Annotated in this window: 16 protein-coding genes; 9 read left to right on the forward strand and 7 right to left on the reverse strand. The window is 69.3% G+C overall.

What is annotated here, in order from left to right; all coding sequences use genetic code 11:
• Position 1: 1 nt before the first annotated feature.
• Entirely contained in the window at positions 2-601 is a 600-nt protein-coding gene (locus ACW14X_RS17740) for a nucleoside deaminase (protein WP_457162833.1), read from the reverse strand.
• Positions 601-1,197, reverse strand: coding sequence for a hypothetical protein (locus ACW14X_RS17745; protein WP_350715812.1), 597 nt, complete (start codon positions 1,195-1,197; stop codon positions 601-603). Before ACW14X_RS17745 ends, ACW14X_RS17740 begins: the two co-directional genes overlap by 1 nt.
• Positions 1,198-1,357: 160 nt before the next feature.
• On the opposite strand from ACW14X_RS17745, the gene ACW14X_RS17750 reads away from it, so the two are divergent.
• On the forward strand, positions 1,358-2,257 hold the full coding sequence (locus ACW14X_RS17750) for a hypothetical protein (RefSeq protein WP_457162834.1): 900 nt from the start codon (positions 1,358-1,360) through the stop codon (positions 2,255-2,257).
• On the opposite strand, the gene ACW14X_RS17755 is transcribed toward ACW14X_RS17750, so the two are convergent.
• Positions 2,241-3,227, reverse strand: coding sequence for a sulfotransferase family protein (locus tag ACW14X_RS17755; RefSeq protein WP_457162835.1), 987 nt, complete (start codon positions 3,225-3,227; stop codon positions 2,241-2,243). The genes ACW14X_RS17750 and ACW14X_RS17755 overlap by 17 nt on opposite strands.
• Before the next feature lie 83 nt (positions 3,228-3,310).
• On the opposite strand from ACW14X_RS17755, the gene ACW14X_RS17760 reads away from it, so the two are divergent.
• Positions 3,311-4,219 (forward strand): phosphoribosylaminoimidazolesuccinocarboxamide synthase, encoded by a 909-nt coding sequence (locus ACW14X_RS17760; RefSeq protein WP_457162836.1) that lies wholly within the window; start codon positions 3,311-3,313, stop codon positions 4,217-4,219.
• Positions 4,220-4,313: 94 nt separating this feature from the next.
• Complete coding sequence (locus tag ACW14X_RS17765; protein WP_160026678.1) at positions 4,314-5,876, forward strand: long-chain-fatty-acid--CoA ligase; 1,563 nt, start codon at positions 4,314-4,316, stop codon at positions 5,874-5,876.
• Positions 5,877-5,941: 65 nt separating this feature from the next.
• Here the strand turns inward: ACW14X_RS17765 and ACW14X_RS17770 are convergent, their stop codons facing one another.
• Both ACW14X_RS17770 and ACW14X_RS17775 read right to left on the reverse strand, forming a co-directional pair.
• Positions 5,942-6,559 (reverse strand): hypothetical protein, encoded by a 618-nt coding sequence (locus tag ACW14X_RS17770; RefSeq protein ID WP_457162837.1) that lies wholly within the window; start codon positions 6,557-6,559, stop codon positions 5,942-5,944.
• Positions 6,560-6,675: 116 nt separating this feature from the next.
• Positions 6,676-7,908: an MFS transporter gene (locus tag ACW14X_RS17775; RefSeq protein WP_457162838.1), complete on the reverse strand. Its 1,233-nt coding sequence runs from the start codon at positions 7,906-7,908 to the stop codon at positions 6,676-6,678.
• A 79-nt stretch (positions 7,909-7,987) separates the two neighbouring features.
• On the opposite strand from ACW14X_RS17775, the gene purS reads away from it, so the two are divergent.
• Both purS and purQ read left to right on the forward strand, forming a co-directional pair.
• Positions 7,988-8,239 (forward strand): phosphoribosylformylglycinamidine synthase subunit PurS, encoded by a 252-nt coding sequence (purS, locus tag ACW14X_RS17780; RefSeq protein ID WP_160026681.1) that lies wholly within the window; start codon positions 7,988-7,990, stop codon positions 8,237-8,239.
• Entirely contained in the window at positions 8,236-8,904 is a 669-nt protein-coding gene (purQ, locus tag ACW14X_RS17785) for a phosphoribosylformylglycinamidine synthase subunit PurQ (RefSeq protein WP_141801401.1), read from the forward strand. The genes purS and purQ overlap by 4 nt, the downstream gene beginning before the upstream one ends.
• A 25-nt stretch (positions 8,905-8,929) precedes the next feature.
• On the opposite strand, the gene ACW14X_RS17790 is transcribed toward purQ, so the two are convergent.
• Positions 8,930-10,282 (reverse strand): glycoside hydrolase domain-containing protein, encoded by a 1,353-nt coding sequence (locus tag ACW14X_RS17790; RefSeq protein ID WP_457162839.1) that lies wholly within the window; start codon positions 10,280-10,282, stop codon positions 8,930-8,932.
• A gap of 77 nt (positions 10,283-10,359) precedes the next feature.
• On the reverse strand, positions 10,360-11,799 hold the full coding sequence (locus tag ACW14X_RS17795) for an MFS transporter (protein ID WP_457162840.1): 1,440 nt from the start codon (positions 11,797-11,799) through the stop codon (positions 10,360-10,362).
• 174 nt (positions 11,800-11,973) lie between these two features.
• Between ACW14X_RS17795 and ACW14X_RS17800 the strand changes: the two genes are divergently transcribed.
• The 4 genes from ACW14X_RS17800 (at position 11,974) to ACW14X_RS17815 (ending at position 15,385) form a co-directional block, all read left to right on the forward strand.
• Positions 11,974-12,525 carry a TetR/AcrR family transcriptional regulator gene (locus ACW14X_RS17800; protein ID WP_160026684.1) on the forward strand — a complete coding sequence of 184 codons (552 nt, stop codon included), beginning with the start codon at positions 11,974-11,976 and terminating at the stop codon, positions 12,523-12,525.
• 24 nt (positions 12,526-12,549) lie between these two features.
• A complete protein-coding gene (locus ACW14X_RS17805) occupies positions 12,550-13,056 on the forward strand; it encodes a general stress protein (RefSeq protein ID WP_350661163.1) in 507 nt (168 codons plus the stop codon).
• Positions 13,057-13,157: 101 nt separating this feature from the next.
• Entirely contained in the window at positions 13,158-13,577 is a 420-nt protein-coding gene (locus ACW14X_RS17810) for a hypothetical protein (RefSeq protein WP_350841963.1), read from the forward strand.
• Positions 13,578-13,588: 11 nt separating this feature from the next.
• Positions 13,589-15,385 carry a M91 family zinc metallopeptidase gene (locus tag ACW14X_RS17815; RefSeq protein WP_457162841.1) on the forward strand — a complete coding sequence of 599 codons (1,797 nt, stop codon included), beginning with the start codon at positions 13,589-13,591 and terminating at the stop codon, positions 15,383-15,385.

Below are 15,385 nucleotides of genomic sequence, written 5' to 3' on the forward strand. Positions count from 1 at the left end.
GTCAGGGGTGCGCGATCGCGCCGCCGCCCTTCCTCTCCTGGTACGTCGCCGAGAGCTCGTCGTAGGTCCGGGTGATCCGGGCGAGCTGGTCGGGGTCGGCGAGCGGGGCGAGTCCGGTGCTGACGAAGTAGGCGTTGGTGCGGTTGTAGAGATCTCGCCCCGGCGCGACCTCCTCGCGGTCGGGGTCCGGGACGGCGTAGACGCCCTTCAGGATCGCCAGGTCGTAGGGGATCGCGAAGGAGTCGGCCGAATCCTGGTGGCTGAAGAGATAGGCGAACTCGGGAAACCCTGACCAGGCGACCCCCGACAGGCACAGTGAGCACGGCTCGTGGGTCGCCAGCAGCAGGCAGTCGGCGGGAGCCGGCCGGTCCTCCGCCGGCAGCTCGAAGAAGCGCTTGATGGCATGGATCTCCCCGTGCCACAGCGGGTTCTCGGTCTCGTTGTTGGTCTCGGCGACCACCGTCGAGAGGTCAGCGCGGCGCACGATCGCGGCGCCGAAGATCTTGTTGCCCGCGGCCACGCCGGCACGGGTCAGCGGGACGATCTCCTGCTCGATCACGTCCAGGAGGCGGCGTACGTCTGCCTCGTCGGTCAGGTCCATCAGACCAGTGCCTCGCCGCCGTGGGTGGCGAGCTTGCGGGCGACCTCGGCGAGGTCCGCGCGCCAGATCTCCTCGGGGCCGGGCGGGAGGATGTCGTCCCAGTCGGGCGAGAAGCTGCCGCGTACGGAGAGCAGGTCCTTCGTGCGGGCCAGGAACCACATGTGCAGGTGCTCGGCACCGTCGCCGATCCGCATCGCGTGGCAGCGGGCGATGTTGGGCAGGCTCTCCACGATCCTGGCGAGTCGCACGGTGAGGACCCCGAACTCCGCCGCCTGGTGCTCGTCGAGATCGGGCAGGTCGTAGTGCTCGAGCGGCTCGAGGATCAGCACCAGCGGCAGCCCGGACTGCTTCAGGTGCTTCACCCGCCAGCTCTCGTCCTGCCAGATCACGCCCGGCAGGTCGGTGCCGCACAGGGTGCAGTCCACCCCGTCCTCGCCGCTGCGCGGCTCCTCGGGGGCCGGGGGAGCGAGCGGCTTGGGGGCGATCTCGCCGTCGCGTACGACCCACGGGAAGATGTCCCACTCGGTCACGCTCGGCGCGGGCAGGTCACCGCCGGCCTGGACTCGGGCATAGATCTGATCAGCTGTCTCGGCCATGGCTCGAACGATGCCACAGCGAGCGGCGGTGTAACACGCTGTTCGTAGCACTATCCGGTCGTTCCGATAGGGCGAGTAGTACTCCGAACGACGTGTTACACCTCGCGGCAACCCGGCGCGGCTGATTAGTCGAGTGAGTGGATTGACTATCATTGGCACCATGAGCATCGCGACGCTGTCATCCCTCCCGTCCTACGACGGCGCCGAGCTCGTGGTCCCGGCGCCCGGTGAGGGTCCGGGCAACTGGGCCGGCGCCGCGAGCGCGGTCCTGGTCGACGGGGTCTTCTGGCTGACCTGGCGCAACCGGCGGCCGCTCTCGGACGGGCGCGGGGTGACGGTCAGCGTCGCCCGGTCGACCGACGGGGTGCGGTTCGAGACGGTGACCGAGGTCCACCGCGACCAGTTCGGCTGCGAGTCGCTGGAACGGCCGGTGCTGGTCCCGCTCCCGGACGGGCAGGGCTGGCGGCTCTACCTCTCCTGCGCCACGTGGGACTCCAAGCACTGGTGGGTCGACAGTCTCACCGCCGACACGGTCGAGGGGCTCCCGGACGGCCACCGCCAGGTCGTCCACCCCGGCAGCGACACCGTGGCGGTCAAGGACCCGGTGATCGCGATCGACCCGGTGACCCAGACCTGGCAGATGTGGCTGTGCTGCCACCCGCTCACCGAGCCGGGCCATGAGGACCGGATGACCACTCGCTATCTGACGAGCACCGACGGCCTGGAGTGGCACGACGACGGCGAGGTCCTCGCCGGACGCCCCGGCCGGTGGGACGCCCGCGGGGCCCGGGTCACCACGGTCGTCACGCACGACCCGCTCGTCGTCCTCTACGACGGCCGTGCCGACGCCGAGTCGAACTGGTACGAGACCACCGGCGTCGCCCGCTGGGACGGCACCCGTCTGGTCGCCGACCCCGATGCGGCCCCGGTCACCAGCCCTCATTCCGACGGCGCCTTCCGCTACGCCAGCGCCGTTCCGCTGCCCGACGGAAGAATCCGCTACTACGTGGAGGCTGCCCGTGAGGACGGCGCCCACGACCTGATCACGCTGGTTCGCTGAGGTTCTCCGCGAGTCTCGCGCGCTCCTGGAACGATCCCCGGCTCGAGGTGGAGAGCCAGTCGGAGAAGTCCTGCCCGCTCACCTTGGTGAGCAGCTCGATGTCCTCGGCGAAGGCGGGCAGAAGCTGCTCGCGCTGCTCCGGGGTCAGCCGGGGCCGGTGGTGGTCGCCCGGTCCCGCCAGCTGGCGCAGCAACGGCGGGTAGCTCCGGCGCCAGACCTCCGGGGGCGCGAACTGGGCGAGCCAGGCACCGCCCCTGACCACGGGCCCGAGCACCTTCGGGCGCCAGCCGGGTTCGACGTACGTCCTGCTGTTGTCCTTCGGGATGTGATCGACATGGCCCTGCTCGATGCCGAGGAAACGGCAGGCGCGGTCGACGGTCGAAGCGGGTTCGTCGACGATGTCGCGGTAGCGCACCACCAGCACGCGGTCCTCGCCGACCAGCCCGTAGAGGTGGTCGAGCTGCCGGCCGTAGAGCCCGAGCTCGCGATAGCGCCAGAACGGCGCCCAGCCGTCGTGGGCGCGCCGGTCCTGGAGCCGGAACGCCGTGGGGAAGTCGGCGACCGGCTCCAGCCCGTCGCACCACAGATGCATCCAGTTGGAGTAGGCGCGGTCGATCGGGTCGCGCACGACGGCGATCAGCTTCACGTCCGGAAGCTCCCGGGCGATCCGCCGCTGGGCGCTGGTGGACCAGAGGTAGAACGGCGTGCTCTCACCCCGGATGGCGTGCTCGGGGGCGGCGGCGAAGAGCCGGTCGTAGTCCGTACGCCGCCAGACCCACTCCTGCTGGGAGTGCTTGTCGCCGGGGCCGCGCCAGTGCGGCGGCGGGGCGTCGTCGCAGAGCCAGTACTTCGGTTCCTTCGGTGTCGTGGCGAACACCTGAGGGTGCCTCGCGAGCGCCGAGTGCAGTGCCGTGGTCCCTGCTTTCGGTGCCCCGATGATCAAGAAGTCTGGCTGTGGTCGTCGCTCCATGGGCGGCCCTTCCGCTTAAATCGCTCGAAACAGTCTACTTAAGCGAGAAACGGTTCGGGAGGACTATCTCTTAGGCTGATCCCGTGGCTGAACTCAACATCCCCCCGGCGCCGGCGATCCCGGGCACGAAGCACCTCCACTCCGGCAAGGTGCGCGACCTCTACGAGCTGGAGGAGGGTCCGTACGCCGGCCAGCTCCTGATGGTCGCCAGCGACCGCATCTCGGCCTTCGACCATGTCTTCGACACGGTCATCCCGGACAAGGGTGAGATCCTCACCAAGCTCTCGCTGTGGTGGTTCGAGCAGTTCGAGGACCTGGTGCCGACCCATGTGCTCTCGACCGACGTCCCCGAGTCGGTGGCCGGTCGGGCGGTGGTCGCTCAGAAGCTCCACATGCTCCCGGTCGAGTGCGTCGCGCGCGGCTACCTGACCGGGTCGGGCCTGCGTGAGTACGAGGCGACCGGCGAGGTCTGCGGCATCCGGCTCCCGGCCGGTCTGGTCGACGGCTCCCGGCTCACCCCGCCGATCTTCACCCCGGCCACCAAGGCCGAGCTCGGCGACCACGACGAGAACGTCACCTACGAGTACGTCTCCAAGCTGATCGGCGAGGACGACGCCGCCGCGGTGCGCCGGCTCACCCTGGCGGTCTACCAGCGCGCCGACGAGATCGCCCGCGGCTGCGGCCTCATTCTGGCCGACACGAAGTTTGAGTTCGGCGTACGCCAGGACGACCTGGGCATCCGCACGATCGTGCTCGCCGACGAGGTGCTCACCCCGGACTCCTCCCGCTACTGGGACGCGAGTCAGTGGCATCCCGGGAGCGCGATCCCCAGCTTCGACAAGGACGTCATCCGGCGCTGGCTGCTCTCGCCCGAGTCCGGCTGGGACCGCGCCGCCGGTGGTCCGCCGCCGGAGCTGCCCGAGGAGATCGTCGCGCGCACGCGGGCGAAGTACGTCGAGGCGTACGAGAAGCTCACCGGTCACCGATTCTGAGACACGTGTCGCACTAAAAAACGCGGACCGTGTTTCTTGGGGGGCTACTTGCGGGTAGGTTGTGACGCGTAACACGCACACCACTGGAGGCCATGTGTCCACGTACAACCTCGCTTCGCTGCTCGAAGACTCCGCGGCGAACTATCCCGAGCGCACCGCGATCGTGCTGGGAGACATCCGTCTGAACTACGCCCAGATCAACGGTGCCGCCAACCAGGTCGCAAACCTGCTGGCGAGCAAGGGCATCGGCGCGGGCGACCGGGTCGCTCTGATGAGCCCGAACCTGCCCTACTTCACGATGGTCTACTTCGGCATCCTCAAGGCCGGCGCAACCGTCGTGCCGCTCAACGTGCTGCTCAAGGGGCGCGAGGTGGCCTACCACCTCAAGGACTCCGACGCGAAGGCCCTCTTCGCCTTCGAGGGCACGCCGGAGCTCGCCATCGGCGCCGAGGCGCACGCCGGCGCGCAGGAGGCCGGGGTCGAGAACTTCTTCCTGATCACCGTGGACCCGACCGCCGCGTCGCCGATCGAGGGCGTGACCACGCTCGGCCAGGGCATCGGGACCCAGCCGCCGACGTTCGACACCGTGGCCACCGACGAGGACGACACCGCGGTCATCCTCTACACCTCGGGCACCACCGGGCAGCCCAAGGGCGCCGAGCTGCGTCACCGCAACATGCGCGACAACGCGCTCGCCGGCGCCGACCTCTTCGGTGCCTCGGCCGAGCGGCCCGACACCTATCTCGCCGTGCTGCCCCTCTTCCACGCCTTCGGTCAGACCGTGGTGCAGAACGGCGCGATCGCCTTCGGTGGCACCGTCGTGCTGCTGCCCCGCTTCGACGCCGCTGCCGCGCTGGCGACGATGCTCAAGGAGAGCGTCACCTTCTTCGCCGGCGTACCGACGATGTACTGGGGCCTGCTCGGTGCCCTCTCCGAGGACACCGACGTGGACACGCTCGCCAAGAACCTGCGCGTCGCCGCCGCCGGTGGTTCGGCCCTCCCGGTCGAGATCCACAAGGAGTTCGAGAAGCGCTTCGGCGTCACCATCCTCGAGGGCTACGGCCTCTCCGAGACCTCGCCGGTGGCGTCGTTCTCGCTCTACGGCCAGCCGGTGCGTCCGGGCTCGATCGGCGTCCCGATCCCCGGTGTCGAGATGCGCCTGATCGACCCGGCGTCGTGGGACGACATCGAGTGGACCCCCGACGCGATCGGCGAGATCGCGATCAAGGGCCACAACATCTTCAAGGGCTACTACAACCGCCCCGAGGCCACCGCCGAGGTGCTCACCGACGAGGGCTGGTTCCGCTCGGGCGACCTCGCCAAGCGCGACGAGGACGGGTGGTACTACATCGTCGACCGCGCCAAGGAGCTCATCATCCGCGGCGGCTTCAACGTCTACCCGCGTGAGATCGAAGAGGTCCTACTGACCCACCCGGCGGTCTCGCTGGCCGCCGTGATCGGCGTCCCGCACGACTCCCACGGTGAGGAGATCAAGGCGGTCCTCGTGCTCAAGCCCGGCGCCTCCGCGACCTCCGAGGAGATCGTCGCCTGGAGCAAGGAGCAGATGGCGGCCTACAAGTACCCGCGCATCGTCGAGATCGTCGACGCCCTGCCGATGACCGCCACCGGCAAGATCCTCAAGCGCGAGCTCAAGTAGGACATTCCGTACGCTGGCAGCAATGTAGCTCGAAGATCGCAGTCACTGTGGCTGCGATCTTCGGGTTACGGCCCGATGTGATCGTTGCGATCCACGCCGAGCGCGTCGAGAGCCGCCTCGACCGCGGCGATCCGCCCGGCTCGGTCGGCTGGGATGAGTTCGACGGAAGCGTGACCGTCGGCGATCCAGATGCCCAGGAGGGTGCGGTCGGCGTGAGGGAGCCGTTCGACTCGCACCTGGAAGGCTCGCGCTCTCCGGTCGAGGACCCATCTCGGCTCCGTGTCCCCCATACCCCAGACCTCGATGAGCCCAGGGCGGACGCCGAGAGCGATCGCCGCACCGTTGTTGAGGCCGACCAGGTTCACACCCAGCGCCCGTGCGTTATCCCTGGTGCCCTCCGACGCGAACCCCGTGATGACGGCGGCATCGGGGTGGGCGGCAAGAACCCGCCCGGCGAGGACGCGTCGGCGTCGGGTCATCATCGGCATGACCAGGGCGATGATGACGACCGCGATCAGAACCCAGGACACGGCCACAGTGATCAGGACCTCGATGGCTCTGCCGTCGGCACCGAGCGCCCGGGCCATCAGTACGGCAGCCAGTGGTGCGACGCCGAGCGTGACCTTCACAAGATGGCTGCGACGCTCTGCACGTTTGCCGAGCCGTATGTGTGGTGCGCTCATCGCGGGATCTCCAGTCTCCACGAGCACAGGATCATCGCGTGTCCGGACGTGGCGGGCCATGCCATTGCGGACCGCCGGCATCCACGGGTGGTGAAGCCCAGCGGTGACTCGCCGGGTTACTGATGCCGCGACGGTGTGCGGAATCGGAGCATCTCGCGCGAGGTGGCGCCGACGGCGGCCAGGGCGAGCAGGCAGGTGATGCCGCCGCTGACGAGGGCGAACGAGCCTGAGGTGAGCTGGGCGACGGCGCCGCCGCGGAGGTTGCCGACCTCCGGCCCGCCGGCGCCGACGATCATCTCGATCGCGGCGGTCCGGCCGCGCAGGTCGTCGGGTGCGGCGAGCTGGATCAGGGTGCCGCGGGTGACCACGCTGACCGAGTCGGCCGCCCCGGCGACCGCGAGCAGGGCCAGGCACAGCCACGGTGAGGTGACCAGCCCGACGGCGCCGAGGCTGGCGCCCCATACGGCGGCGGCGCCGATCGTGATCAGTCCCGGCCGGCTGCGTCTGGTGAACGAACCCGAGAAGAGCGAGGCCGCCACGCCGCCGACGGCGATCGCGGTCAGGAACAGCCCGAGGGTGCGTGGGTCTCCGCCGAACCGAGCCTCGTTGACCAGCGGAAACAGGCTGACCGGCATGGCCAGGACGGTGGCCGCCAGGTCGACGAGGAGCACGCCGCGTACGACCGGCTGGGTGGCGGCGAAGCGCAGGCCTTCGAGGATGCCGCCGCCGGTCGTCCTCGTCGCGGGCGCGAGGGCGGGGAGGCCGATGACACCGAGGAACCCGGCGGCGAAGGAGGCCGCGTCGACGGCGTACGCGATCTCGAGGCCGGCGTAGCCGATGATCAGCCCGCCCAGCGCCGGGCCGAGGAGCATCGAGCCCTGGAAGCTCAGCCGGTTGAGGGCGAGCCCGGCGGCGACCTGGTCGGTGGCAAGGAGTCGCGGGATCACGCCCATGCCCGCAGGAGCGGCGACCGAGCCCGCGGCGGCCATGAGCGCGACCAGCACCAGGACGAGCCCGAGCGAGGACGGCGAGGTGCCCAGCCAGAGGGCCTGCGCCGTCAGCAGCAGGGCCAGCACGAGCTGGGTGAGGTTGGTGGCCAGCAGGATCGAGCGCCGGTCCGCGCGGTCGGCCACCGCGCCGCCCCAGAGCCCGATCGTGAGCATCGGGACGAGCTGGGCGATCGCGACGCAGCCGGACCAGAACGGGCTGTGGGTCGCCTCCCAGACCTGGTACATCACCGCGACCACCGAGATCTGCCCACCGAGCCCCGACACCGCCCGCCCGATGAAGAAACGGCGGAAAGCGGGAGACGTACGCAACGGGGTGATGTCGATCAGCAGCTGGCGCACGAGGAGCGAGCGTAAAGACCGGACCGGGCGGGTGCCAACGGTTTAGGCGAGCGGCGTATGGCCCACCTAGACTGCAGCCATGCCTCGCGTTGTCGTCGACGTCATGCCCAAGCCCGAGATTCTCGACCCGCAGGGGAAAGCCGTACTCGGCGCCCTGCCGCGGCTCGGGTTCACCGGGGTCACCGAGGTCCGTCAGGGCAAGCGGTTCGAGCTGGAGATCCCCGAGGTCACCGACGACGCGCTCGCCCAGATCGAGAAGCTGGCCGAGACCTTCCTGGCCAACACGGTGATCGAGAACTACGTCGTACGCGTGGAAGAGACCGCGAAGTGAAGATCGGCGTCATCACCTTCCCGGGGACGCTCGACGACGTCGACGCGCAGCGCGCCGTCCGTGTCGGCGGCAACGAGGCCGTTGCGCTGTGGCACGGCGACCACGACCTGCAGGGCGTCGACGCGGTGATCCTGCCGGGCGGCTTCTCCTACGGCGACTACCTGCGCTGCGGTGCCATCTCCCGCTTCGCGCCGATCATGACCGAGGTCATCGAGGGCGCACAGAAGGGCCTTCCGGTGCTCGGCATCTGCAACGGCTTCCAGATGCTCGTCGAGTCCCACCTGCTCCCCGGCGGCCTGCTGCGCAACGACCACCTCAAGTTCATCTGCCGCGACCAGAAGCTGCGCATCGAGAACACCTCGACCGCCTGGACCTCCGCCTTCACCCAGGACCAGGAGATCGTGGTCCCGCTGAAGAACGGTGAGGGGCAGTACGTCGCCGACGCCGACACCATCAAGCGGCTCGAGGACGAGGGCCGCGTCGTCGCGCGCTACCTCGACGTGAACCCCAACGGCTCGGTCAACGACATCGCCGGCATCACCAACGAGGCCGGCAACGTCGTCGGCCTGATGCCCCACCCCGAGCACGCCGTGGAGACACTCACCGGCTCCGGTACCGACGGCCTCGGCTTCTTCACCTCGCTGGCTGAGAAGGCTTTCGCCTGAGGCTGTGCCTTGATGAAGGTACGCATCAGCGGCCGCGGGACAGGTCGTACCAGGTGACGGCCGTAGCCATGCCGTCGGGCGTGCGCCCGAGCCGCCGCTGATAGGCGACCAGGCCGACGTGGGTGGTCCAGTCGAGGACCCCGGTGACCTTGACCCGCTCCTCGGTGCGGGTGGTGGAGTTGAGCGCGCGCTGGAGGTCGCGGACCTGGTCGCCGGCGGAGCCGCGCTTCAGGATCGGGTGCTGGTTGGCCGCCCACAGCGTCTTCCAGGCGCCTCGGGTCCACAGGTCGCGAACAGCCAGCCCGTGGCTGCGCTGCCAGTTGTGAACAGCGGCGCGCAGCGCGGTGCCGTAGTAGCCGCTCATCACGCCGTCGAAGGTGCCGCGGGTGCTGAGCATGCACTTGAGCGCCTTCACGTACGCCGCGGGAGGCGTGTAGGTCGACGTCGCCGGGCGGAGATCGGGGTAGTAGTCGAAGTCGACGCGTACGCCACCGCACCGGACCACCGGCGGGGCGTAGGAGCCGCGGCCGACGTCGAGATAGTCGGAGTCGATGTTGATCGTGACGCCGCCGTGGGTCTCGTCGTGGCCGCCGCGGTACTGCTTGACACGGTCGTGGTCGCTCCACACCGAGTCCGGGATGTACGTCGTCGAGGTGTTCGCCTTGCCGTCCCAGTCGGCGATCCACAGATCCGAGGGGAAGGTGAACCCGCTCGGCTGGGCGCGCCAGACGTCGTAGATCGCCTTGATCCCCGATGCCGCGCTGGAGTACATCGCCGAGCGGTAGCCGAGCACCTTGATCCGGTAGCTCCACGCCGAGATGAACCACATCGCCGACTCACGGCAGACCCGGTTGGTGATGTCGAAGGCCTCGAGGTCGTAGAACATCGTGCTGCCGGCCGCGATCCCGTAGCCCTTGGCGGCGGTGACCGCCGCATTGGCCTCGTTGATCGCCTGACGCCTCGCCGCCGCGTACCCGTCGGCCGGGTCGGGGTTGATCCTCGGGTCGTCGCCGTAGCGGGGATAGCGCGGGTTGCACGATGCCTGCGGGCCGAGCGTGATCGGCAGGAGCCGCCAGCCGCGGGCCTGCTGGTTGCGCACCCAGGTGGCCGAGAGGTACGTCTGGGTGCGGCAGGCACGAGACTTGCCTGCGATGTAGATGCCCACGCCGGTGAAGTTCGAGGTCTTCCACCACTGGTCCATCGCGGTCTGCGACGGAGCCTGGCACTGGTCGAAGCCGAAGCCGGTGAAGTTGCCCGGAGTGACCGGGTTGGCAGCCGTCGCGGGGCCGGCCGAAGCCAGCCCCGCGACGACCAGGATGCTTGCGATGACGCCGGCGCAGAGTGCTCGCTGGGTGCGCCTGAAACTGATACCCCCCATGGTTCATAGGAGCACCGGGCAACCCCTCGCGCCATAGCCCAGGTGACCCATACTGCGAGCCACCCGTCCGCGATGAATCAGTCGACCTCGACCGCCGCTCGGCCGGTGGCGAACGAACGGGTTCCGGAGGGTCGGCGGACCACCACGCTCAGCGAGGCGATGATGCCGAGCGCGCCCAAGGCGGCCGCGGCATAGAAGGCCTCGCGCATCCCCGGTACGACCTCGCCGGGGGTGCCGTTGGCGACGTAGACCGAGGCGATCACGGCCAGCCCGATCGAGCCGCCGAGCTGCTGCATCGTCTGCACCAGGCCCGAGGCCGAGCCGGCGTGGGCGGCGTCGACGCCTTCCAGGCCGAGAGCCGTGGTGGAGGTGAAGACGAGGGAGGCGAACGCGCCGTTGAGGAGGAACGGAGCCAGCACGGCGCCGGCGTACGTGCTCGTCTCCGTCAGCGTGCTCAGCCACACGAACGACAGGGTGAGGCCGGTGGCGCCCAGGACCAGCACCCGCGACATCCCGATCCGGGCCGCGATCCGAGGCGCCACCCGGGACACCGCGAAGATCATCAGCGTCAGTGGCAGGAACGCCAGCCCGGAGGCGAGCGGCCCCATGCCGAGCACGCCCTGCAGGTAGATCACGGTCAGGTAGAACGTCGCGAACTGAGCCCCGACCAGCCCGACAGCGGCGATGAACGCGGCGACGCGGCGGTGGCTGTTGAAGAGGTGGAGCTGCAGCAGCGGGTGGGCGACCCGGCGCTCGGTGAGCACGAGGGCGACCAGCAGGAGCAGGCCGACCGCGATTCCGCCGAGAGTGCGCGCGGAGGTCCAGCCGTGCTCCGGGGCGCCGATCAGCGACCAGACGATCGCGGCCGCACCGCCGGTCGCGGTCACGGCGCCGACGATGTCGAAGCGTCCCGGTCGCGGCGCGGTCTCGGCGACGAGACGGCCGACGAGGGCGAGCACGACGAGCCCGATCGGTACGTTGATGAACAGCGTCCAGCGCCACGACGCGATGTCGGTGAGGATGCCGCCGAGGATGAGCCCGATCGAGGCGCCGCTGGAGGAGACCGCGGAGAAGAGCGCGATCGCCCGGGCCCGGCCGCCCTCGTCCTTCGCGGACGTGGTCAGCAGGGCGAGCACCTGGGGTGCGGCGATCGCGGCGCCGAAGCCCTGCAGGGCGCGGGCGATCACGAGCAGGTCGTCGGTCGGCGCGAGTCCGCCGGCCAGTGAGAAGAGAGTGAAGACGGAGAGGCCGGCCACGAACACGCGCCGCCTGCCGAAGACGTCGCCGAGGCGACCGCCGAGCAGGAGGAGCCCGCCGAAGGCGAGCGTGTATCCGTTGAGCACCCAGGTGAGGGCGGCCGGAGTGAATTCGAGGTCGTCGGCGATCCGGGGGAGCGCGACGTTCACGACCGCCGCGTCGAGGACGATCATCAGCTGGGCGATCAGGACCAGGGCGATCCCGGCGCCGGCGGCCTTGGTGGCCGCGGGTGGCTTGGGTGGTGCCACGGTGGATGTCATGCGAGAGCTCCTGTTGGAGACGGAGAAGGAGTACAGTGAAGCGGAGGAAGTCTCCGCTTGATGAAGACACTACCGGAGAGTGTCTCCGGTTAGCAACGCATTTAGTTGCTGTGCCGGAGGCTGCTGTTAACCTGAGGCGCCCGCAGCGAGGCGGGAGCCACTGAGGAGGTCCGGATGAGAGCCGACGCGCAGCGCAACCGCGAGCGGCTGATCGAGGTCGCCCACGCGGTGTTCAAGGAGCGCGGTCTCGACGCACCTCTCGACGAGGTGGCCCGGCGTGCGGGTGTCGGTCCCGGCACCCTCTACCGCCACTTCCCGACCCGCGAGGCGCTCCACGAGGCGATCATGGCGACCTGGATCGAGGAGGTCGCCGCTCACGTCGAGAAGGCGATGGCGACCGAGGGTGGGTGCCGGGAGAAGCTCCTCGCCTGGTTCGAGGAGTACGTCTCGCTGCTGACCCGCCACCAGGGCGCCGCCGCCAAGATCACCGCCTCCCTGGGCTGCCAGGACTCCCCGCTGCGCACCAAGTGCCAGACCTACGCCGACGCCAACGAGAGCGTCCTGAAGGAGATGGCCGAGCACGGCGTGCTCCGCGAGGGTGTCGACAACCTCGACGTGTGCCGTCTCCTCGGTGGCGTCGCGACCATGGCCGACCACTCCTCGCTCGAGGCCAAGGACGTACGTCCCATGCTCGATGTCATCGCGAACGGCGTCCTCAAGAACTGACCTCGCCTGGGGCACACTGGGCGTATGTCCTTCACCTCGCCGGTCAGCGGCCCGCAGAGCCCGCTGAAGCTGGAGTTTCCCCAGTCGCTCGCGACCTATGACGACTACGCCGCCGCGCAGAAGACGGTCGACTTCCTCTCCGACAAGGAGTTCCCGGTCGAGAACTGCATGATCGTCGGCACCGAGCTGAAGCAGATCGAGCGGATCACCGGCCGCCTCACCTGGAGCAAGGTCGCCCTCGCCGGCGTCCTCTCCGGCGCCTGGCTCGGTGTCTTCGTCGGCCTGATCATGTCGCTCTTCGGCAACGAGAACTTCCTCTTCATCCTGCTCTCGACCGTGCTGCTCGGTGTCGTCTTCGGTCTCATCTGGTCGCTGATCGGCTACGCCGCCACCCGCGGCACCCGCGACTTCTCGAGCGTCAAGGTCATCGTGCCGACCAAGTACGAGGTCCTCGTCGAGCACAAGGTCGCCGGCCGTGCCCGCGAGCTCCTCGCCGACCTCCCGGGCGCCCTCCCCAACCCGTTCTCCTGACGGGCACCCTTCTCCTGCGTCTCGGATCGTGAGATAGGCGCGGCGTTCCCGTGTAGTCACACGTGTTCCGGGGAAGAACTCCGTTGGAGAAGGAGGCCCCGATGTCATCTCAGATCAACGTACGTCCCGCCGAGCTCGTCAGGCTCGCCGACCGCTGCATCGACTGGGCGATGGACCTGACCGGTGCGACGACGGACAACGCCGGCGCACTCGTGGTCGCCTCACGCGACGCCGGCAACACCCAGGGCGGCTACGACACCATGGCTGCCCACGGGCCGCTGGTCGAGGCAGCCTCCAGCGCGCTCGAGTCGTTCGCTGCCGTCTTCGAGGCGGATGCCGACGCCCTCATGCTGTGCGCGTTCGACATCTCCGCGACCGACGAGGAGATCGCCCGGGCCGCCCAGTCGAGCAACTCGCTGGAGCCGGGTCCGACGCCGCGGCCTCCGGAGCCGACCCCGGGTCCGCAGCCGCCTTCACCCACTCCGAGCCCGTCACCGGGCCCGACCCCGACCCCGCGCTGAGAGGCACCGAGATGTCCGAAGGCACCTGGAAGCTGTGGGACGACGCGGCGTCGATCGACGACGCCTCGCGTGGCTGGACCTCGATCGCGAAGGCGCTCGACAGCGTCACCGAAGCGTTCATCAGCGGCTCCAAGGACGTCGTCGCCGACTGGGAGGGACAGACGGCCGAGTCCTACGAAGGGCATCGCAAGACGCTCCTGACCGACCTCGACACGGCGCGCGAGCTCGCCGACAAGGCGTCCTCGGCGACGGCCCGGATCGCCGGCACCGTACGCATCGCCCAGGGCCACCTCGACCAGTCCTGGGCGACGGTGGCGCACATCCCGCACCAAGGCAGCCCGTCGGGCGACATCCGGTTCGAGCCCGAGACCCCCGAGGACAGCAAGCTGGTCACCGACGCCATCGCACGTGCCTCCGAGCTCCGGACCGGGCTCGATCGCGACCTCAGCGCCGACCGACAGGTGCTGATCGACACCACCGCTGCCTGGCGGGGGCTGGCGACGAGCATGGCGGCGATCGCCGAGTCCGGACAGGACCCGTTCCACCTCCCCGCCGACGTGGACTCGGTCGGCATGATCAACGTCGACGGAAAGACCTACATCAACACCGGCAGCGGCGACGACGTGGTCACGGTCGGGATCAACCCGTTGACCGGACGGCAGGTCGTCACCGTCAACGGCCAGATGTACGACGTGCCACCCGGCAACGAGATCGTCATCCGTGCCGGCGAGGGCAACGACGAGATCAACGTCCCGCAGGGCACCAACGTCAACCTCTCGCTGCTCGGTGGCAGAGGTGACGACCGGCTCAACAGCGGCAGCGGGAGCGACCGCATCCTCGGTGGCCAAGGCCGCGACCACGTCTTCGCCGGTGACGGCGACGACCGGGTCTCGGGCGGCACCGATCGCGACTACATCGACGCCCAGGGCGGCAACGACCTCGCCACCGGAGCGGGCGGCGACGACACCGTCTACGGCATGGCCGGGAACGACCGGATCAGCGGTGGTCGCGGCCAGGACTATCTCGAAGGGGCAGATGGCGACGACCTGCTCGTCGGCGGTGACGGCAACGACATCGCCTCCGGCGGCGACGACAACGACCGGATCCACGGTGGCGCCGGCGATGACGTGACGTACGCCGGGCGGGGGACCGACACCACCTACGGTGGCTCGGGTGACGACAAGGCCCACAGCGAATCCGGCGACACCGACGAGGACGTCGAGCAGCACGTGACGGTCCAGATCACCGAGGTCCCGGAGTGGATCAAGATCGAGGGTTCGCCGGAGTTCGTCGCCCGCACCCGCGCGGACCTCGAGATGCTGGCCGCGTCGCCGACCGGCCAGCAGATGCTCGCCGCGTTGGACCGGCGACACGACGACTCGGGCGTGTTCGGGATCGGGCAGGAGAACCTGACCATCCGCGAGTACGTCGGTGACACACCGAACAGCTCGGCGTCCAACGGGCCGATGGGCGGCAACGAGATCGAGTACATGCCGGACATCGACACGATGAACACCGGCAACCGTGCTCCCCAGACGCCCGTCGACGGCCCGCCGGTCGCGGTGCTCTACCACGAGATGGCGCACGTCTACGACTACATGCACGACACCCTCGAGCCCGGTGAGTATCACGGCGACGACCCCGAGAACCAGGGGACGAACAACCGTGAGCGTGAGGCTGCCGGTCTTCCCGTCGATCACGACAACGACCCCAGCACGCCGGAGCAGATCGACCCGGACCACCCGTACGTCTACACCGAGAACGGCCTCCGCGACGAGATGGGAGCTCCGCACCGTGACCATTACTAG

This window comes from Nocardioides sp. YJ-D4 (genome assembly GCF_054031495.1).